Source organism: Bradyrhizobium sp. SZCCHNS3002 (assembly GCF_032377435.1).
In the GTDB taxonomy this organism is placed as follows: domain Bacteria; phylum Pseudomonadota; class Alphaproteobacteria; order Rhizobiales; family Xanthobacteraceae; genus Bradyrhizobium.
In genome coordinates this window covers 284,946-304,621 of sequence record NZ_JAUHHY010000002.1, presented here as the reverse complement: position 1 = coordinate 304,621, position 19,676 = coordinate 284,946, and the positions used below count along the sequence as shown (strand labels likewise).

Genomic DNA, 19,676 nt, shown 5'->3' with positions numbered 1-19,676 from the left:
GAGCGATCAGATCGGCTTCAGCGAGCCCTTGCGGCCGCCGGGCACGTCGATGCTGGTGCAGGTGCCGCCCTGGACGAATTTCCACGCGTTGCCCTGGAAGTCGATCGTGGAGGTGCCCTGGCAGGTCGTGCCGGGACCGGCGGCGCAATCGTTCTGGCCCTTCAGGGCAACGCCGAAGCATTTCTCCTTCTTGGCGGCCATTGCGGCTTCCGCTTCGGCCTTGGTCAGCGGCCCAGCCATTGCGAGGCTTGCGAGCGCGGTGCTGACGGCGCCGGCGAGCGCCAGCGTGGTGACGGTTCTCTTGGCGGGCATGACGATTCCTCTCGTGTTCTGCATCGCTCGCTTGGCGATGCGCATCTCTCCTTCGCCCGCAGCCACGAGAATGTTACGCGGCGATTCCGCTCACGACCCTGTGAGCGGTATTGCGTGCTTCGGAGCTGCGTCCAATCGAACGCAGGCGGGTTCGAAGTGCCAATGCTTTGCAGGCATCATCGACTTAGCCAGCCGGCATTGGTGGCGCACGTCATGAGAGCGCAGTCTGGCGGCTCCCCGTCGGGCGCAGCCCCGCGCGCCGATCGGTCCGATCGGAGATCGACCTGCGATGATGGCAAGCGAAAACAGCCGAGTGCCGCGCCGAGACGCCGCCGGCGAGCGGTTGACCGTCAGCATCCGCTTCGCCGTGTCGGCGCTGGTGCTGACCGCGATCCTGCTGACGGCGCTGGCCTCGAGCCTGTTGTGGTGGCGCACCTCGGAGGCGATCAGCCGTCAGCTCGCCAGCACCATCAATGCGCAGATCGCGAGCGCCGTGCGCAAGGAGGTGAGCGCGATCGTCAGCGAGGCGCGCGCGGCGCACACCGCCATCCGCACGCTGTTCCTGCAGAACGTGCTCGACACCCGCGAGGCGGACAAGCGCGAATTCGTGTTCCTGTCGCAGCTGCAGTCGCAGGCGACGATCTCATCGGCGGCGTTCGGCTGGCCCGACGGCTCGTTCTTCGCCGCCCACAAGCTCGGCGACCGGCGCCTGGAGATGATGGAGATCTCACTGACCGATCATCCCGGCCAGCGCCGCGTCGATGAATACGACGTCGTGCCCGGCGACATCGAGTTCGCGTCACGCCGCTTCGAGCCGACCCGTTTCAAGGTCGCCGACCAGCCCTGGTTCAAGGAGAGCCTCGCCGCGGACGAGCCGCGCTGGTTCAGCGTCGACGTGCATCCCGGCGGTGACCGTCCCGCGATCGCGCTGGCGGGGCCTATCGATGTCTATCAGGAGCGGCAGGGCGTGCTCGCCATCATCATCGAGCACGCGCGCATCTCGCGCTTTCTCGCCCAGCTCCAGGTCGGCCGCACTGGCAGCGCCTTCATCCTGGCGCATGACGGCGGCGTGGTCGCGGCGCCCGACGAGACCGCCGACGAGGTCAATGCCGGGCAGGGCCGCCAGCCGTTGCTGCCGGTCGCGCAGCAGGCGATGCGGTCCTCGCCCGCAGGCGACGAGGCTTGGCGCGGCCGCGTGCAATCGGGCGGCGGCGCCTTCGAGGTCGCGCGCACGGCGCTGCCGTTTCCCGGCTGGTCGCTGGTCACGGTGATTCCGGAAGCGGAATTTCTCGGTCCGGTCGACGCGGCGCTGCGGCGCGTGATCGTCGGTCTCGGCATCGGCGCCGTGCTCGCGGCGCTGGTTTCCGCCGCGCTGGCGCGTGCCGTGATCGCCGCGCCGCTCGGGCGCGTGGTGGCCGAACTGCGTCACGTCGAGGCCTTCGCGCTCGAGCAGGTGCGCCGCCATCCGTCGCGGCTGCGCGAGATCGCGAGTCTGTCCGGCGCCATCGCCGAGATGGCCGGCGGCCTGTCGTCGTTCCGCAAGTTCATTCCCGCCGATCTCGTCCGGCAATTGCTGCGACAGGGCGTCGATGCCAGGCCGGGCGGCCATGTCCAGGAGCTCAGCGTCATGTTCATCGACATCGCCGGCTTCACCGGCCTGTCGGAGCGCATGGGCGACCGCGTCGTGCCGCTGCTGTCGCGCCATCTCGATCTGATCTCGACCGTCATCGTCGATCACGGCGGCACGATCGACAAGTTCATCGGCGATGCCGTGATGGCGTTCTGGGGCGCGCCGGCCGCGCAGCCGGATCATGCGGGTCTGTGCTGCCGCGCCGCGCTGGCGTGCCGGGACGCGGTCGCGGCCAGCGGCCTGTGCGACGATGACGGCCGGCCGCTCGCGATCCGCATCGGCATCAACTCCGGTCCCATGCTGGTCGGCAACATCGGCTCCGAACTGCGTCTCAACTATACGGTGATCGGCGATGCCGTGAACGTCGCGAGCCGACTCGAGGGCGCCAACAAGGTCTACGGCACGGACATCCTGATCGGCGAGGGCACCGCGCAGCTGGCGGGCGAGGCGTTTCTCACCCGCGAGATCGACCGCATCGCCGTCTATGGCCGCGAGGAGGGCCTGCGCGTCCACGAACTGGTCGGGCTTGCGGAGAATGTCGCCGCGCAGGACATGCGCTGGATCGCGCACTACGCGCGCGGACTGCGTGACTATCGCGCGCAGGACTTTGCGGCTGCCAGCGCGGCCTTCGAAGCTGTCCTCGCGCTCAAGCCCGGCGATCGCTCCGCCGAGTCCATGATCGCGCGCTGCAGGCCCCTGGCAGGCACGCGGCCGGAGCATCATTGGCATCCGGTGACGGCGCTGACCACGAAGTAGCGTTTGCCGGCACGGCTAGGCCGAGCGCCGCTTGCCGCGCAGCGGCCGTCGTCCGGCAAACACCGCGGCGAGATCCTGGGTGGGCGTCGCCGCGTCCTGGTCGAGCCGCAGCCGGCCCTCGACATGCAGGAAGTGCTCGCGCGACACCGCGATCGCGCGCATCAGGTCGCGGTCGCGCAGCGCCGCGACGATCGCGCCGTGCTCGTCGACCGCGCAGATCGACTGCGCCGCCGGCTCGTACACCGACACCATCACCGAGGAGCGGCTGAGCAGATCGCCGAGCATGCGCGACAGCTCGGGATTGCCGATGGAGTCGACGAGATGGACGTGGAAGGCGCCAGACAGCCGCACCGAGGTCGCGCGATCGCCGCGCTGTGCCGCCGCGCGCTCCTCCGCCAGATGCGCATCGAGCCGGGCGAGCAGGAGATCATCGACCCGCAGCACCAGCTGGCTGAGCACGCCGGCCTCGAGGACGCGATGCGCCTCATAGACTCGCCTGACATCATCGAGCGTCGGCCGCGGCACCCGCGCGCCACGGTTCGGGATCATCTCCAGCCGCCGCTCGGCGCCGAGCCGGTGCAGAACTTTTCGGATGCGCTCGCGCGACACGCCGAAGATGTCAGCCAGCGGCGTCTCGGCGAGCTTGGTACCGGCCTTGAGCTTGCCTTCCAGCAGCGCACGCAGGATGGCCTGATACACCGCCTCGTCCTCGGCGGGATTGGCCTTTCCGATTCGCTGCGCTCGCATCGCCATGGCGAACTGCTAGGCCCAAAGGCGCGGCACGTCACCTCCAAAAAATGTGCACATTCTGCCCGTGGTCGGGCACGATGCGGATCGAGAGGTAGCTCAGAACGCTGATCTCATTGCCGAATCCAGAAATGTGCACATTTGGCACGACGCTTGCTGATCTCGGGTGACACGCCACGCGACAGCTCACACGGGATCCTCTCATGCACCCCTTCTCCCGCCGCAGCCTCCTGAAGACTGGTGCGGCCTTCGCCGCCACCTTCGCCGCGCCCGCTTTGGTGCGCGCCGCCCCGAAAGAGATCGTGATCGGCGGCCCCGCCGGCGCCGCCAAATATTTCAACTCCGACCTGTTTCCGGTGCTGGAGAAGAAGCTCGACTGCAAGGTGCTCTATGAGGGCACCAACTCGCTGACCAATCTGCAGAAGATGCAGGCCGACAAGGCAAGCCCGAAGATCTCGGTGGTGATCATGGACGATCCGGTGATGCTGCCGGCCGCGGCCGAGGGGCTGATCACCAAGATGTCGTCCTCGGCGATCCCCAATCTCGGCAAGCTTGTCGGCGATGCCGTGCACCAGGACGGCATGTGGGCCAACTATCAGAAGCCGTGGGCCGGCATCGCCTATTCCACCAGGCGCATGAAGACGGCACCTGGCAGCTGGGCCGAGCTGTGGGATGCGAAATACGATTCCAAGATCGTCGTGCCGTCGCTGTCCAACACCGAAGGGTTCTGGACCTTGCTCGCCGCCGCGCATCTCGAGACCGGCAAGCCCTACAAGGAGGCGCAGTACGAGATCGACGCCGGCTTCAAGAAGATCAAGACCCTGAAGGCCAACCTGCTGAACGTCTATACCAATGCCCCGCAAGCCATCAATTTGCTGGAGCAGGGCGAGGCCTGGATGATCGGCGGCCAGTTCTCGGCCTACACCTTGATCCGCAAGGCCGACGGCTCGCCGGTCGACCTCGCGATCCCGAAGGATGGCGGCTTCTCGATGCCGTCGGGCATCGCCAAGGTGAGCGGCGCGCCGGCCGGCGATCTCGCCGACGCCGTGATCGACTTCTACCTCAGCCCAGAGGCGCAGAGCATCCTCGCCAAGACGGCCTTCATCGCACCGACCAACCAGGCCACGCCGCTGCCTTCAGGCTATCCCGATCCCGCGACATTGTTCGCGCCCGACTGGGCCTTCATCGCCAAGAACCGCGCCGGCTGGGTCGATCGCTGGAGCAAGGAGATGACATGACCGGCGCGCCGCATCTCGTCATCAGCGGGGTCTCCAAGCGGTTTGGCGCCGCGACCGTGCTCGATCGCGTCGATCTCACGATCCGCCGCGGCGAGTTGGTGACCCTGCTCGGCCCGTCCGGCTGCGGCAAGACCACCTTGCTGCGCGCGATCGCCGGCCTTGCACCGCCCGACGCCGGGACGATCGCGCTCGCGGGGCGCGACGTCACCCATGTGCCGCCGCACCGGCGCAATGTCGGCGTCGTGTTCCAGAGCTATGCGCTGTTTCCGCATCTCACCGTTGCCGGCAATGTCGCCTTCGGCCTGAAGGTGCGCGGCACGCCCAAGGCCGAGATCGATCGTGCGGTGGAGCGCGCGCTGTCGCTGGTCAAGCTCGGCCATCTCGGCAGCCGCCGCATCTCGGCGCTGTCGGGCGGCCAGCAGCAGCGCGTCGCGCTGGCGCGCGCCATCGCGGTCGAGCCGGACGTGCTGCTGTTCGACGAAGCGCTGTCGGCGCTCGACCGCAAGCTGCGCGAGGAGATGCAGGTCGAGCTGCGCCGGCTGCTGCAGGAGGTCAAGGCAACCGCGATCTTCGTCACCCACGACCAGGACGAGGCGCTGACCATGTCGGACCGCGTCGCGGTCATGAACAAGGGCCGCATCGAGCAGCTCGCCGAGCCGCGCGAGCTTTATGCCCGGCCGGCCAGCCTGTTCGCGCTCAACTTCGTAGGGCTGTCGACGCGCATCGCCGGCCAGGTGGTCGGCGCGCAGGACGGCACGGTGGAAGTCGTCACGCCGGTCGGCCGTCTGTCGGCGCGCGGCGCGTTCCAGCCCGGGGCCTCGGTGATCGTGGTGACGCGGCCGGAGCAGCTGCGGCTCGGCGTTGGAGAGGGCGCCAACTCCGCGGCCGGCCGCGTTCGGTCGGTCGTGTTCCAGGGCTCGCGGACCCTCGTGGACGTCGATGCCGGCGCCGGCGCGAGCCTGCTCGCCGAGCTGTCGGGGCGCGAGGCCGAGGTGCCGCGCGTGCATGACGAGGTCCGCTTCGCCTGGCCCGTCGCCGAAACCTTCGCCTTCGCCGCCGAGACCTGATCATGACTGACGCCGTGCTGCCCGCGCCCATCGTCAAGACCGCGCCGGATCGCGAGCGGCTCGCGGCGTTCGGCTTCGTCGCGCCATCGCTGCTGATAACGGCACTGGTGTTCGTGCTGCCGCTGGCGCTGCTGCTCGGCGTCAGCGTGCTCGATGCCAACGGCGGCATCACGCCGGCGAACTACACGAGGCTGCTCGGTACGCCCTATTATCTGGGTATCATCTGGAATTCGCTGCGGCTCGGCCTGCTGACGACGCTGATCGCATTTCTCATCTCCTATCCCGCGGCCTTCGCGCTGGCCCGCGCACGTGGGCCGCTGCGCTCGATCCTGCTGGCCACGCTGTTCCTGCCGCTCGCCGCCTCGGTCATCGTCAAGGCCTTCGCCTGGACCATCCTGTTGCGCAGCGACGGCCTCATCAACACGGTGCTGATCGCAATGGGGATCATCGAGGATCCGATCCGCATGATCTTCACCCAGGCCGCGCTGATCGTCGGTGCCGTCAACATCTTCCTGCCGTTCATGGTGCTGCCGATCTACGCCGTCGTGGCGCAGCTCGACGGCCGCTACGCTGAAGCCGCGGCCACGCTCGGCGCCTCGCCGCTGGTCGTGTTCTTTCGCGTCATCCTGCCGCTGACCCTGCCGGGCATGATCGCCGGCGTGGCGCTGGTGTTCTCGCTGTCGGTGTCGGCCTATGTGGTGCCGACGCTGCTCATCGGCGAGAAATATCCGACGCTCGCCACCACCATCGCCAAGGCCTATCTGCTGGCGCGCGAGCCCGGTTTCGGCGCGGCCGCCGGAGTCGTGTTGCTGGCGATCGCAATCATCGTCGTCGCGCTCAGCACGATGCTGTCGCGGGAGCCGAAATGATGTCGCGCCTCGCCATCGTCATCTGCTGGGTGCTCGCGATCGGCCTCGCACTGTTCCTGCTGCTGCCGCTGGTCGTGATCGCCGCCGCCTCGTTCTCGCCGACGCCGGTGTTCGACCTGCCGCTGTCGGGCGCGTCGCTGCGCTGGTATGGCCGCATCGGCCGGCTCGACGGCTTCTGGCCGTCGCTGGTCCTGTCGCTGCAGATCGCTGTGCTGTCGACCGCGCTGTCGATGGTCGCCGGCACGCTCGCCGCCATCGCCATCGCGCGCGGCAGGCTGCCCGGCGCGACCGCGCTGGGCACGCTGCTGGTGTCGCCGCTGATGATGCCCGGCCTCGTGCTCGGCATCGCGCTGCTGCAATATTTCCGCATGGTCGGCTTCACCGCGACCTGGAGCGCGCTGCTGGTGGCCCATCTCGTGGTGACGCTTCCCTACGTGGCGCGCACCATGATCGCCGGGCTCTCCCGCTTCGACTTCACCCTGATCGAGGCGGCGCGCACGCTTGGCTGCACCTATGCCGGCAGCGTTCTGCGCGTGATGGTGCCGGCGCTGGCGCCGTCGTTCCTGATCGCAGGGCTGTTCAGCCTGCTCGCCTCGTTCGACAACTATCCGGTCTCGATCTTCCTCACCGACGTGCGTTCGAAAACCCTGCCGATCCGCATGCTGCAATATATCGAGGAGGCGCCCGATCCGACCTTGGCTGCGCTCTCCACCCTCATTCTCGCCGGCACGCTTGTGCTGCTGCTGATCAGCGATCGCCTGGTCGGCCTGCACCGCATGGCCGGAACCGCGGATTGACATGATGACCTCACAGCCTGCCTTTCGCCGCGATCTCACCGGCTATGCCGGCAGGCCGCCGCATCCGCGTTGGCCCCACGACGCCCGCGTCGCGGTGTCGCTGGTGGTGAATTTCGAGGAGGGCTCTGAATTCTCGGTGTGCGACGGCGATACGAGCAACGAGGCGATCTACGAGGTCGTGCATCGCCTCGACGGCCCCGATCCCTGCATCGACAGTCATTTCGAATACGGCACGCGCGTGGGTTGGTGGCGCCTCATGGGTCTGTTCGACGCGCACGGCGTCAAGGTCACCGTCAGCGCCTGCGGCCGCGCCGTGGAGCGCTCGCCGCAGCTCGCCCGCGATGCCGTGGCGCGCGGCCATGAGGTCTCGGCGCATGGCTGGCGCTGGCAGAGCCACGCCGGCATGGGCGAGACCGAGGAGCGCCGCGTGATCGCGCGCACGGTGGAGACGATCCGGCGCGTCACCGGCCAGCCGCCGCTGGGCTGGCACACGCGCTCGGCGAGCTCGCCGAACACGCGGCGGCTGCTGGTCGAGCAGGGCGGCTTCCTCTACGACAGCGACGCCTACAACGACGACCTGCCATATTATGTCGCCGTCGCCGGCCGCCCGCATCTGGTGCTGCCCTATTCCTTCGACAGCAACGACATGCAGTTCTTCAACGGCTCGCGCTTCCGCGGCGCTGATTTCGCCGACTACGTCATCGACGCCTTCGACTGGCTGGTGCGCGAGGGCGCGACCGCGCCGAAGATGCTGTCGATCGGGCTGCATCTGCGCATGATCGGCCGTCCCGGCCGGATCGGCGCGCTCGACCGCATCCTCGCGCACATCGCCGGCAGCGGCGCGGCGTGGATCGCGCCGCGCGCCGACATCGCCCGTCACTGGCTGGCGACGGTGCCGCCGCCCGCCTGAGCGGCGTCAATCGTCGTTTGCGATGTCGTCGTCGGTCAGCGGCACTTCGATTGCGCCGCCCTCGCCGGTGGCGAGGTCGCGCTCGTCGTCCATGTCAGCGTCGTCGGCCGGCCCGTCGAGCGGCCGGAGTCCGCGATCATGCCCGTTGCGTGGTGTCATGGCAGGTCCTCCCACGGGATAAGGCCGGGATCGAGCAATGGTTCAGACCGAGAGCGCCGCGTCGCGGCGCTCTGGCGCAGGCCGCCATGGCCACCTACATCTGCGAGGTCATGGTCGATCCCGCCGCGCTGAAATCCTTCCTCGACAGCCACCGCCGCATCGTCGTGCTCACCGGCGCCGGCTGCAGCACGAATTCCGGCATTCCCGATTACCGCGACAATGATGGGCAGTGGAAGCGCACGCCGCCGGTAACCTACCAGGCCTTCGTCGGCAGCGACGAAACGCGCCGGCGCTATTGGGCGCGCAGCATGGTCGGCTGGCGCCGCTTCGGCCGTGCCCAGCCGAACGGCGCGCATCATGCGCTGGCGCGGCTGGAGGCGCAGGGCCGCTGCGCGCTGCTGGTGACGCAGAATGTCGACCGGCTGCACCAGGCCGCCGGGACCAGCAACGTCATCGACCTGCACGGCCGGCTCGACCGCGTCCGTTGCATGGGCTGCGGCGCCATGCTGTCGCGGGCCGACTTCCAGGACGAACTGGCCGGCGCCAATCCGCACTGGCTGGCGCACGACGCCGCCGATGCGCCCGACGGCGATGCCGATCTCGTGGGCGTCGATTTCGCCACGTTCACGGTGCCCGCGTGCCGGGCCTGCGGCGGCATCCTCAAGCCCGACGTCGTGTTCTTCGGCGAAACAGTGCCGCGCGAGGTCGTCGCCACCGCGCGCGAGCATGTCGAGCAGGCCGACGCCATGCTCGTCGTCGGCACCTCGCTGATGGTCTATTCCGGCTTCCGCTTCGTCCGCGCCGCCGCCGACCGCAACATCCCCATTGCCGCCGTCAATCTCGGCCGTACCCGCGCGGATGATCTGCTGTCGCTGAAGGTGGAAGCGCCGTGTGATCAGGCGCTGGCCTTTTTGTTGCAGGATTAGCCGACACTCTCCCCGGCGGTCATGGCCGGGCTTGACCCGGCCGTCCATCACTCTTCGCAAGGCGATGGATGCCCGGGCCTTCGCCGCGCCGAAGCGGCTTCGGCCGCGCAGGCGGGGCAAGCCCGGGCATGACGAGTAGTGACGTTCAAGGACCTCACCGCGACTGCGGCTCCTCGCGCTGCTCGATGCGGTCCTTGTTGTTGACCTGCTCGTCTTCCGGCTTCGCCACATCGATGGTCTTGCCGGACTGATTGCCCGGATTGTAGTGATACTGCCCTTCCTGCTTCTCGCCGGGCTGCTTCCGGTTCGGATTGACGTTGTCGGCCATGGGACTCTCCTCGGGACTGTTCCTGTGCCGGCGACAACGGGCCGGTACGACCCGGGTTCCGCGGCGCCGTGCCGCAGGCGTTCACATCTCCCGCGACCGGGCCGCGCTGCCCTCGGTCACCGCTCTGTGCGCACCATCACGGTCGCCGCGGGCCGGCTTCGACATGATCCCCCATCGGCTGCGCGAGGCAGCCTCGAGAACCAAGGGACAAGGTCATGACTTTCCGCATTCGTCTGTCTGCCGCCGCCGCCATCGTCGCGGCCGCCGCTCTGCTGGCCTCCGCATCGGCATCGCCGGCCTCGGCCGGCTGGGAATGGCTCGGCAACAAGAACTACATCAATTGCCTGCAACTGTTCTACACCGGCAACTTCCTGATGCCGGCGAACGCATCGCCGGCCGAGCGCGCCGCGCGCCACGAGCAGGGCCGTCGCTACTGCAATCGCCAGTTCTACGGCCACGACTGAGCATGGCGGCACATGCGCGAAGGCCGCGGCCGAACGCGGCCGCGGCCTTCGCGCGCGAGGTTCACGCCCCCGTCACGCGCCAGATGCAGTTGCCGACGTCGTCGGCGACCAGCAGCGATCCGTCCGGACCGATGGCGACGCCGACCGGGCGGCCATAGGAGAAGCTCTCGTCCGGCGCCAGGAAGCCGGAAAGGATGTCGCGCGCCGGGCCCGACGGCCTGCCGTTCTCGAACGGAATGAACACGACCTTGTAGCCGGACAGCTTGCTGCGGTTCCACGAGCCGTGCTGGCCGATCACCATGCCATCGGGGAAGCCGGGCAGGGTGCCCGCCGGCAGCCAGCACAGGCCGAGCGAGGCCGTGTGGCCGCCGAGCGCGTAGTCCGGCGTCAGCGCGGTCGCGACCAGCTTCGGATCCTGCGGCACGCGGTCGTCGACCGTCCTGCCCCAGTAGCAATAGGGCCAGCCATAGAAGCCGCCCTCGCGCACCGAGGTCAGGTAGTCCGGCGGCGTCTCGTCGCCGAGCCCGTCGCGCTCGTTGACGACGGTCCACAGCACCTTGGTCGACGGCTCGAACGCCAGCCCCACCGCGTTGCGCAGGCCGGCCGCGAAGATGCGGCTCGCGCCGCTCGCGATGTCCAGCTCATAGATGCAGGCGCGGCCCTCCTCGACCTGGAACCCCAACTCGGCGATGTTGGTGAGCGAGCCGACGCCGGCATAGAGCTTGGTGCCGTCGGGGCTGACCAGCAGGCTGCGCGTCCAGTGTCCGCCCGGCTTGAAATTCGTCAGCCGCTGGCCCTGCGCGGTGATGCGATCGGCGCCCGCGCTATAGGGAAAGGCTGTGATGCCGTCGGTGTTGCCGACATAGAAGGTGCCGCCGACCAGCGCCATGCCGAACGGCTGGCTGAGATTTTCCATGAACGCATTGCGGCGCTCAGCGGTGCCGTCGCCGTCGGCATCGACCAGCCGTGTGATGCGGTTGGCGCTGACACCGAGCGCCGCGGCGCGGCGCATCGTCGCCTGCATCGCATAGCCGAACATGTTGCGCACCGGGCTCGGCACCTGCGTCGCTTCCGCAATCAGCACGGATTTGTCCGGCATCACATAGATCCATCTCGGGTGATCCAGCCCGGTCGCGAACGCATTGACCTTCAGCCCCGCCGCCGCCACCGGCTTCTCGCCGTCGCGCCAGCCGCGCGCCGTCGGCATCTTCAAGGTCGGCAGCAACCCCTGCGGCTTGGCGACCGGAATCTGCGGCGCCGCCCCCCACGCCGGCTGCGGTGTCTCCCCCTGCAGCTTGCGCCACTGCAGCGCCGCATTGCCAACCAGCGCGACACCGCGCGCGACGATCGAGGAGAGCGTTGTCATGGGAGTCCTGTGGGGGTGGGGCAGATGGATGTGGTGGGTGAGGGCCATCGAGGATGGCGGAAGGGCCGGAATGTTATGATCTACCCCAGCCACGGTGACAACTGCGTGGGCCGCGGATGGGGGCTGCGGAACCCACGAAGCGCGTGCGGCCGGGCAACTCACCGTGGGCCGTGCAGGACTGCGCACGCTGATCATCCGCTGGCGCAGGTGGCGTCCACCATTTGAGAAGATGCGCACCAACGGCGATGAGGTCAACTATGAGGCTCGCGGTCCATTGCCTCTGCCTCAATCGACCGCACAAATTCCACTTGCGATTTTTCCGAAATCATGCTCTACTCCGCGCATCCCGTCCTCATGCAGAGGGGCGTACGCGTCGTCACGATACGTTGAGGCGGGGAGCGGTGGCCGCGGGCCTGTCAGGTGCTTTTGCGCTGGACGATTGGCAGCTCGCGGACGGTCAAGCCGTGTGGTCCTGGCGCCCCGACGCTGGCGCCAAGCCTGGATGACATGACGTGTCATCAGGCGACGGGGGCAAACAAGCCGGTCCCCGGGGAGAGCTCGGAGCAGCCGTTAAACCCATCGCGCAGGGAGGGCCGGGTCTGTCCGGCTGAACCTGTGGTTCCTGCCCCGTGCAATTTTTCCGCACGGGGGCCACGGGCCTCAGTCGAGGTCCGGCCTTCCCTGCGCCCTCGGCAATTGAAGAGGGTCTTGGTGATGATGATCCCGGGCGCGATCGCGCCGCGGGAGGTGTTGGTGTGTCTGCGGGCATCATGCTCGATGTGCCGTGGCGCCGAGAGAGCCGCCGACGCGCCCAGCATGGCCGCGGCCGTGGCGCCGTCATCGAATTGCGCTACACTGGTGTCACACGCTGCCGGCGCGTCGGCGGCCGGGCGACGATGAACGTCAGGGGGATGCACGGCATGACGGGGGTGATCAATTCAGGCGCAGCGCGATCGTCTGCGTCAGGTGTCGCTCTCACGCGCGGACCGTCCCGATGACGTCGCTCGACAAGTCCGCCTTCACGCCGCATGCCCTGCGCGAGAGCGTGCTGAACGAGGTGCATGCGCGGCCGTTCACGCCGCTGACGCAGCCGGTGCTGGTGATCCGCTTCGCCTTCATGGCGAAAGGCGACAGTCCGGCGGTCGACCGCGCCAGCCTTGCCGCGTTCTGCGCGCAGCATGGCGCGCTGCCGCCGGAGCCGGACGTCAAGCATCACCAGGTCGATCTCGGCCCGGTCAGGCTGCGCTTCGAGCAGCATTCGGAATTCGCCACCCTCACCTGGATCTGGAGCCCGCCCGCGGACTCAGGCCCGCGCCGCTTCGGTGCCATCGCGCCTGAGCTGAAGGCGCTGATCGCGGCGCTGCCGCAGGCCGGCGAGCTCCTGGTCGCGGTCAAGCTCGAGGTCGAGAACGCGGCCGATCCGGTGGCGCGCGCCGAGGAGATCTTCGACAAGAGCAGCCTCGCCATCGTGACGATCAAGGGCAGCGCCGGCGCGGTCGCCTCCGATTTTCGTCTCGACGATGACGGCTTCACCCGCATCCTGGTCTGCGCCGACGGCCCGACGCCGGAGCGGCTCGGCGCGCTGGTGCAGCGCGTGCTGGAGCTCGAGACCTACCGTACCCTGGCGCTGCTCGGCCTGCCGGCGGCGCTGGCGCTGGCGCCGGACGTCGACCGCATCGAGCGGCGGCTGGTCGAGGTGCTCGCGGAGATGCAGGGCGCGCAGTCGTTCAAGCTCAACAACCACCTGCTGCGCGAGCTGACCGAGCTCGAGGCGCTGCTGGAGCGCGGCGCCACCGGCAGCCTGTTCCGGTTCGGCGCCAGCCGCGCCTATTACGACCTGGTGCAGGCCCGCCTGGCGGTGATCGAGGGCGAGCCGGTCGCGCCGTATTCGAGCTGGTCGTCGTTCCTGGCGCGGCGCACCGCGCCGGCGATGCGCACCTGCAACGCGCTGGAGGGCCGGCAGTCGAACCTGTCGCTCAAGCTGGCGCGCGCCGCCGATCTGCTGCGCACCCGCGTCAATGTCGAGCTGGAGCAGCAGAACCGCGATCTGCTGCGCTCGATGAACGAGCGCACCAAGCTGCAGCTGCGCCTGCAGAGCACGGTCGAAGGCCTGTCTGTGGCCGCGATCGGCTATTACGTCGTCAGCCTGTTCGGCTATCTCGCCAAGGGCGCGCACGACACCGGCCTGCCGGTCGAGCCGACGCTGGCCACCGCCGCCTTCGTGCCGGCCGCGATCGCGCTGATCTGGTTCACCACCCACCAGATCCGCAAGCGGCACCTGAAGGAGGATCACGAGGCGGAGAAGGCCGAGCAGGAGTGAACGGCCGGGCGGCTTGCCAGCGTGCGGCCGGACGGCTAAGCGGCGGGCTGGTCAGCAAGAGGCGATGAGACGATGAGCGGTGCAACGATCGATGTCCTGGTTCACGCGGATGATGCGGCGACGCGGCAGCGGATCACGCTGAGCCGCCTCGACATCGCCGGCTGGACCGGGCGCGATCCGGTCGCCCGCGACAAGCACATCGCCGAGCTGGAAGAGCTCGGCATTGCCAGGCCCGCGACGACGCCGATCTATTACGAGGTCGCGGCCAGCCGGCTGACGACGTCGGACAGCATCGAGGTCAGCGGCGGCGACTCCTCCGGCGAGGTCGAGTTCGTGCTGGTGCAGGCGGGCGGTCGGCTGCTGGTCGGCGTCGGCTCCGATCATACCGACCGGAAGGTCGAGACCTACAACATCACCGTGTCCAAGCAGATGTGCGACAAGCCGGTCGCGCCGGAGCTGTGGCTGGTCGACGACGTCGCCGCGCATTGGGACCGGCTGCTGCTGCGCGCGTTCGCGACCATCGACGGCGAGCGCGTGCTGTATCAGGAGGGCGCGCTGAGCGGCATGCTGGCGCCCTTCGACCTGATCGCGCGCCGTTATGGTGAGGCCGGCCTGCCCGAGGGCACCGCGATGTTCGGCGGCACCTTTGCCGCCAAGGGCGGCATCCGCCCGGCCGACCGCTTCGATTTCGAGCTGGTCGATCCCGTGCTGAACCGCGCCATCCGCCACGGCTACGCGGTCGCGCAGCTCGCCATCGCCGGCTGATCGCGATCACGTTCGTGTGCGGCGGCAGAGGTTAACGAACGGGCCGCGGCGCGTCGTCGCGGTTTGGCTCCACCGATCACGGCGCGCGCAGGCGTTGCAATCGGCAAGGGCCTGTTAAGCAAGACCGCCTAGGGTGCCCGAGTGTGCCGAAGCGGACCAAAGCCTTGTTTCGCGTTCTGGTCCGGCACACGCCTGTCACGATCTGAGACGCGATGCGTCTTGCCGATCCTTAACTGATCCTTACTTGTTAGCAGCGGATTCGACGGGTCGGAGGAGAAGGGCGATTAACTAGAAGTTTAGGATTGGGTTTGTGCGCGTGAACGTCTCCCTTAAGGGTTTTATTAAATACCCCGGGAATTGGGAGAGTGCGATGCGCGTCGCGATCGTCCACGATTGGCTTTACGTTCTCGGCGGCGCCGAGAAGGTCCTTCAGGAGATCCTGCGCTGCTATCCCGGCGCCGACGTCTTCACGCTGTTCGACCTGCTGCGTCCCGAGGACCGCGCCAAGCTGGGATTCGAGACGTCGCACACCAGCTTCCTGCAGAAGATGCCGCTGTTGCGGAAGTATCACCGCTCCTATCTGCCGCTGATGCCGCTCGCGATCGAGCAGCTCGACCTGTCGAGCTACGACCTGGTGATCTCCTCGAGCTGCGCGGTGGCCAAGGGCGTTCTGACCGGGCCGGAGCAGCTGCACATCGCCTATGTGCATTCGCCGATGCGCTATGCCTGGGATCTGCAGCACCAGTATCTGCAGGAGAGCGGCTACGCCACCGGCGTCAAGGGCCTGATCGCCCGCGCTTTGCTGCACAAGATGCGAATCTGGGACGCCCGCACCGCGCACGGCCCCGACGCCATCTTCACCAATTCGCAGTTCGTCGCCCGCCGCATCAAGAAGATCTACGGCCGCGACGCCAAGGTGATCTACCCGCCGGTGACGATCGCGCAGCGCGCGGCGATCCTCCCGGTCGGCAACCACTTCCTCGCCGCGAGCCGGCTGGTGCCCTACAAGCGCATCGAGCCGATCGTGCGCGCCTTCAACACCATGCCGGACCTCGAGCTGGTCGTGGCCGGCGACGGCCCGGAGGCCGCACGGCTCAAGGCGATCGCGGGGCCGAACGTGAAGTTCGCCGGCTTCGTGCCCGACAAGCAGTTGCGCGACCTCATGACCACCGCCCGCGCCTTCGTGTTCGCGGCGGAGGAGGATTTCGGCATCATTCCGGTCGAGGCGCAGTCCGAAGGCGCACCAGTGCTGGCGCTCGGCCGCGGCGGTGCGCGCGAGTCGATCCTCACCACGGGGCCGCGCCCGACGGGCATGTTCTTCGAGTCGCCCGAGCCCGAGGCGATCGCGTCTTGCGTGCGTGCGTTCGCGGCCAAGGAGAAGTCGATCTCGCGTCTCGATTGCCGCCAGCGCGCCGGCTTCTTCTCGGCCGAGCGTTTCCGCAGCCAGTTCGTCGCGGCGGTCAACGAGGAGATCGACAGTTTCCGTGCGGGACATCAGGGCCGCGCGACGCGGCTGATTGCGTAGTGTTGGATGTGGCGCGGGTGCAGATCATGAGGCAGGCGGCTCTTGGCGAGGCCTTGTCCGGCATTGACGCCGTCGCCCGGATCTGGCGCCGCCGCGGCGTGTTCGCCATCGTGGCCGGCGCCGTCCTCGCGCTCGCCGTGGCCGCACTCGTGCTGCTGCCGGTGCGCTATCTCGCCACCGCTTCGGTGATCATCGCCGAGCAGGAGCCGGGTGCCAACACCTCGGCGGCGTGGGCGCAGAAGATCGGCGATCCCGCCGACATGGAAAGCCAGCTCCTGGTGATCCGCTCGCCGCGCCTGCTGCGTCAGATCATGTCGTCGCCCGGCGTGGTCGACGCCGTGGTCGGCGAATGCGAGCGCGGCCGTCTCACGGGTTCAGCCGATGCGTGCCAGCGCCTGAAGACCGATCCGGGCGCGTTCATCGATCATGTCGACAGCCGCTTCAGCATCGCCTCGGCCGGCCGCTCGCGCGTCATCAACATCTCCTATCAGTCGAGCAGTCCCGAGGTTGCGAAGACGCTCGCCAACGCGTTGACGCAGACCTTTCTCGAGGACCAGCGCACCGAAGGCGCCAACAGCCGCGAGGTCGCGAGCTCCTGGCTCTGGAAGGAATTGAAGCAGCTCGACCAGCAACTGCGTCAGGCCGACGACAAGATCCAGAAGTTCCGCCGCACCAAGGGTCTGATGCGTGGCGCCAATGCGCCGATCTCCTCGGAGCGGCTGACCAGCATCGGCCAGCAGCTGTCGCAGGCGGAGGCCGCGCGCGCCGACGCTGCCGCGCGGCTGCAGGAGATCAAGTCGGAGCAGGAGCGCGGGCCGACCGACGCCCCGTCGGTGCTGCAGAGCCGCACCATCGCCGACCTCAAGCAGCAACTGACGACCGTGAGCGCGCAGCTCGCCAGCGCGACCGGCGTGCTCGGGCCGAAGCATCCCTCGATCCTGGCGCTGACGCGCGAGCAGGCGATCATCCACCAGCGGCTGGTCGCAGAGATGCAGAGCATCGCGGCGAGCGCGCAGAAGACGTACGATGCCAACACCGCGCTGGTGGCCTCGCTGAAGAAGCAGATGGACGCGGCGAAGGCGGAGGCCGGCTCGGCCACGCGGGACGAGGCCTCCATCGAGAGCATGGTGCGCGACACCGAGATCAAGCGCCAGCAATATGCCGAGCTCTACAAGAAAGCGAGCGAGCTCGAGACCGAACGGCGCGTCCTGCGCGGCAGCACGCGTCTCGTCAGCCTCGCTGAGCTGCCGAGCAAGCCGTTCTTCCCGAAGAAGATCCCCTTCCTCTCCGCCGGCATGACGCTCGCGTTGATCTTCGGTGTCGGCGCTGCGCTGCTCGCCGATAAGCTCGGCGCGCGCCTGATCAGCCCGCCCGTGCCCGTCGCTCCGGAAGCGCCGGCCGGGCAGGTCGAGACGCCCGCTGTCGACGAGGCTCCCGCCATCGTCCCTGAATTGGCCGAGCGTGTGACCGCACCGGAGGCGGCGAAGCCACCGGCAGCGCCCGAACGAGGGTCTCATCTCCCGAGCGTCGCCGACGTTTCGATCCTGGCCTGCCTGCCGCGCCTGAAGAGCCTGCGTGAGATGTCGGCGCTCGGCGCGATCCTGCAGGGCCATCAACCGCTGGCGATCCCGCGCGTCTTGCGCCTCGCCTCCGAGGACGCTGATTTTCAGCACACGCTGCATGAGCTCGTCCACGAACTCGGTTTGAAGCGGTCCGCCCGAACGCAGCGCATCGTCGTGACCTCTCCTGATGCCGCAGATGGCAAGACGACCACGACCTGTGCGCTGGCAGAGCACCTCGCGGCCGCAGGCCGGCGCGTGCTGGTCGTCGAGTGCGACGTCTCGAATCCCGCCTTTGCCGAGATCATGGCGCTGCCGGCAAACCCCGGATGGGTCGGCGCGCTGGAGCGCGGGACGCCGCTCCGGGACATGGTTCTGCCCACCGCGCATCCCTCGCTCGACGTGCTGCCGGTTGGTGAGGCGACCGGTCCCGTCGGCGACATTCTCGCCGCGATCAGCCTCGACGGTCTCCTCGCTGGTCTCGATGGCTATGATGCCGTGATCGTCGACACACCATTGCCGTCGCAACGGAACGACTTCCTTGCCGGTACGGACTGGGCGATCGTCTGCGTTCGCAGCGACCGGTCGTTGATCGAGCCGGCGGTCGCGACGGTGAACAGGAGCAGGGCCCTCGGAGCCCGCGATGTCGGCATCGTCGTCACCATGACCGACGTCGAGCACCGCAGCGCGCCTGTGGTCCAGACCGCGCCCGTGGCAGCCTACGCCGGAGCCGGGTGATGTCGACCGAGCGTGTCCTGTTCGTCGATCATACCGGGCAGATCGGCGGCGCCGAGCTGATCCTGCTCGATGTCGTCCAGGGCCGCAGGGATTCCGCGGTGTTCCTGTTCGAGCCGGGCCCGCTCGGCAAGGCGCTGGCTGAGCGTCGCATGCCGGTCATCACGTCGCGCTGGGGCCGCGGCCTGGGGCAGTTCAGACGCGACAGTTCGTGGCTCAAGGCGCTGCCGCTGTTCGGCAGACTCGCGGCGATCACCGCGGAGCTCGCGCATGTCGCACGCAAGCATGACGTCCTCTATGCCAATTCGCAGAAGGCCTTTGTCCTGTCGGCCATCGCCAACATCGCGGCACGGCGGCCATTGATCTGGCATCTGCACGACATCATCAGCCCGGCTCATTTCGGCGTGCTGCAGCGTCGCATGCAGATCTTTCTCGCCAACCGCTTTGCGGCGAAGGTCGTCGTCCCCTCCGAAGCCGCCGCAGCCGCCTTCATCGCGGCCGGAGGTCGACGCTCTCTCGTCGAGGTCGTGCCCAATGGTCTCGCCGTCGAACCCGTGCCGGCGTCGCGCCAGGAGCTGAGGCAGCGACTCGGCCTGCCGTCGGGACCGCTGGTCGGCGTGTTCAGCCGGCTCGCGCGGTGGAAGGGACAGCATGTTCTGATCGAGGCGCTGGCCGATTTGCCGGGCGTGCACGGTGTCATCGTTGGCGACGCATTGTTCGGCGAGCAGGACTACGCGGCTGAGCTGAGACGGCTCGTTGCCGATCTTGGCCTCGGCGACCGCGTTCATTTCCTGGGACATCGCAGCGACGTGCCGCTGCTGATGCAGGCGATGGACGCGATGGTGCATCCGTCGATCGATCCCGAGCCGTTCGGCCGCACCCTGGTCGAAGCGATGCTCGCCGGCGTGCCGGTGATTGCCACTGACGCCGGCGCTGCGCCGGACATCCTCGAACATGGCCGGGCCGGTCTGCTCGTGCCGCCAGGTGATGCGCGTGCGCTGTCCGAGGCTTTGGACGCGGTGCTGGCTGAACCCGAGATCCTCGCGCCACAGCTCGACTACGCGTCGCGCCGCGCGCGCACCCACTACAGTCTTGCACGCATGCTGGACTCGATCGGGCTTCTGATCCGCAATGTCGGCGCGGGAGCGGCGGTGTGAGCACGATCGTTGCATCTGCCCCGTCCTCCGAGCGGTGTACGGTCGA

At 68.3% G+C, this 19,676-nt stretch carries 18 protein-coding genes; 13 read left to right on the top strand and 5 right to left on the bottom strand.

Annotated features, from left to right (window positions below; translation table 11 throughout):
* Positions 1-6: 6 nt before the first annotated feature.
* Positions 7-312 (bottom strand): DUF2282 domain-containing protein, encoded by a 306-nt coding sequence (locus QW845_RS05770; protein WP_315800665.1) that lies wholly within the window; start codon positions 310-312, stop codon positions 7-9.
* A 292-nt stretch (positions 313-604) separates the two neighbouring features.
* Here QW845_RS05770 and QW845_RS05765 point away from each other — a divergent pair, with 292 nt between their 5' ends.
* Positions 605-2,698 (top strand): adenylate/guanylate cyclase domain-containing protein, encoded by a 2,094-nt coding sequence (locus tag QW845_RS05765; RefSeq protein ID WP_315800921.1) that lies wholly within the window; start codon positions 605-607, stop codon positions 2,696-2,698.
* A gap of 15 nt (positions 2,699-2,713) precedes the next feature.
* Here QW845_RS05765 and QW845_RS05760 read toward each other — a convergent pair whose 3' ends face one another.
* The gene (locus QW845_RS05760; RefSeq protein WP_315800664.1) at positions 2,714-3,451 is read right to left on the bottom strand and encodes a GntR family transcriptional regulator; all 738 of its coding nucleotides are present in this window, start codon (positions 3,449-3,451) and stop codon (positions 2,714-2,716) included.
* A 197-nt stretch (positions 3,452-3,648) separates the two neighbouring features.
* Here QW845_RS05760 and QW845_RS05755 point away from each other — a divergent pair, with 197 nt between their 5' ends.
* Genes QW845_RS05755 through QW845_RS05735 form a run of 5 tightly spaced genes read left to right on the top strand, consistent with a single transcriptional unit; the run spans position 3,649 to position 8,326 of the window.
* Positions 3,649-4,683: an extracellular solute-binding protein gene (locus QW845_RS05755; RefSeq protein ID WP_315800663.1), complete on the top strand. Its 1,035-nt coding sequence runs from the start codon at positions 3,649-3,651 to the stop codon at positions 4,681-4,683.
* The gene (locus tag QW845_RS05750; protein ID WP_315800662.1) at positions 4,680-5,750 is read left to right on the top strand and encodes an ABC transporter ATP-binding protein; all 1,071 of its coding nucleotides are present in this window, start codon (positions 4,680-4,682) and stop codon (positions 5,748-5,750) included. The genes QW845_RS05755 and QW845_RS05750 overlap by 4 nt, the downstream gene beginning before the upstream one ends.
* A 2-nt stretch (positions 5,751-5,752) precedes the next feature.
* Complete coding sequence (locus QW845_RS05745) at positions 5,753-6,619, top strand: ABC transporter permease (RefSeq protein ID WP_315800661.1); 867 nt, start codon at positions 5,753-5,755, stop codon at positions 6,617-6,619.
* Entirely contained in the window at positions 6,616-7,416 is an 801-nt protein-coding gene (locus QW845_RS05740; RefSeq protein ID WP_315800660.1) for an ABC transporter permease, read from the top strand. The genes QW845_RS05745 and QW845_RS05740 overlap by 4 nt, the downstream gene beginning before the upstream one ends.
* Positions 7,417-7,420: 4 nt before the next feature.
* Positions 7,421-8,326 (top strand): polysaccharide deacetylase family protein, encoded by a 906-nt coding sequence (locus QW845_RS05735; protein ID WP_315800659.1) that lies wholly within the window; start codon positions 7,421-7,423, stop codon positions 8,324-8,326.
* A 6-nt stretch (positions 8,327-8,332) separates the two neighbouring features.
* Here the strand turns inward: QW845_RS05735 and QW845_RS05730 are convergent, their stop codons facing one another.
* Positions 8,333-8,485, bottom strand: a complete 153-nt coding sequence (locus QW845_RS05730) for a hypothetical protein (RefSeq protein WP_315800658.1) — start codon at positions 8,483-8,485, stop codon at positions 8,333-8,335.
* 110 nt (positions 8,486-8,595) lie between these two features.
* Between QW845_RS05730 and QW845_RS05725 the strand changes: the two genes are divergently transcribed.
* A complete protein-coding gene (locus tag QW845_RS05725; protein WP_409997872.1) occupies positions 8,596-9,411 on the top strand; it encodes an NAD-dependent protein deacetylase in 816 nt (271 codons plus the stop codon).
* Positions 9,412-9,565: 154 nt separating this feature from the next.
* Here the strand turns inward: QW845_RS05725 and QW845_RS05720 are convergent, their stop codons facing one another.
* Positions 9,566-9,739, bottom strand: a complete 174-nt coding sequence (locus tag QW845_RS05720; protein WP_315800656.1) for a hypothetical protein — start codon at positions 9,737-9,739, stop codon at positions 9,566-9,568.
* A gap of 215 nt (positions 9,740-9,954) precedes the next feature.
* Between QW845_RS05720 and QW845_RS05715 the strand changes: the two genes are divergently transcribed.
* Positions 9,955-10,203, top strand: a complete 249-nt coding sequence (locus QW845_RS05715; protein WP_315800655.1) for a hypothetical protein — start codon at positions 9,955-9,957, stop codon at positions 10,201-10,203.
* Positions 10,204-10,264: 61 nt separating this feature from the next.
* Here QW845_RS05715 and QW845_RS05710 read toward each other — a convergent pair whose 3' ends face one another.
* Positions 10,265-11,569: a sorbosone dehydrogenase family protein gene (locus QW845_RS05710; protein WP_315800654.1), complete on the bottom strand. Its 1,305-nt coding sequence runs from the start codon at positions 11,567-11,569 to the stop codon at positions 10,265-10,267.
* A gap of 994 nt (positions 11,570-12,563) precedes the next feature.
* On the opposite strand from QW845_RS05710, the gene QW845_RS05705 reads away from it, so the two are divergent.
* The 5 genes from QW845_RS05705 (at position 12,564) to QW845_RS05685 (ending at position 19,630) form a co-directional block, all read left to right on the top strand.
* Positions 12,564-13,889, top strand: coding sequence for a DUF3422 domain-containing protein (locus QW845_RS05705; RefSeq protein WP_315800653.1), 1,326 nt, complete (start codon positions 12,564-12,566; stop codon positions 13,887-13,889).
* Between the two features lie 72 nt (positions 13,890-13,961).
* A complete protein-coding gene (locus QW845_RS05700; RefSeq protein ID WP_315800652.1) occupies positions 13,962-14,654 on the top strand; it encodes a DUF2848 domain-containing protein in 693 nt (230 codons plus the stop codon).
* A 370-nt stretch (positions 14,655-15,024) separates the two neighbouring features.
* Positions 15,025-16,179 (top strand): glycosyltransferase, encoded by a 1,155-nt coding sequence (locus QW845_RS05695; protein ID WP_315800651.1) that lies wholly within the window; start codon positions 15,025-15,027, stop codon positions 16,177-16,179.
* Positions 16,180-16,205: 26 nt separating this feature from the next.
* Entirely contained in the window at positions 16,206-18,476 is a 2,271-nt protein-coding gene (locus QW845_RS05690; RefSeq protein ID WP_315800650.1) for an exopolysaccharide transport family protein, read from the top strand.
* On the top strand, positions 18,473-19,630 hold the full coding sequence (locus QW845_RS05685) for a glycosyltransferase (protein WP_315800649.1): 1,158 nt from the start codon (positions 18,473-18,475) through the stop codon (positions 19,628-19,630). Before QW845_RS05690 ends, QW845_RS05685 begins: the two co-directional genes overlap by 4 nt.
* Positions 19,631-19,676 lie beyond the last annotated feature (46 nt).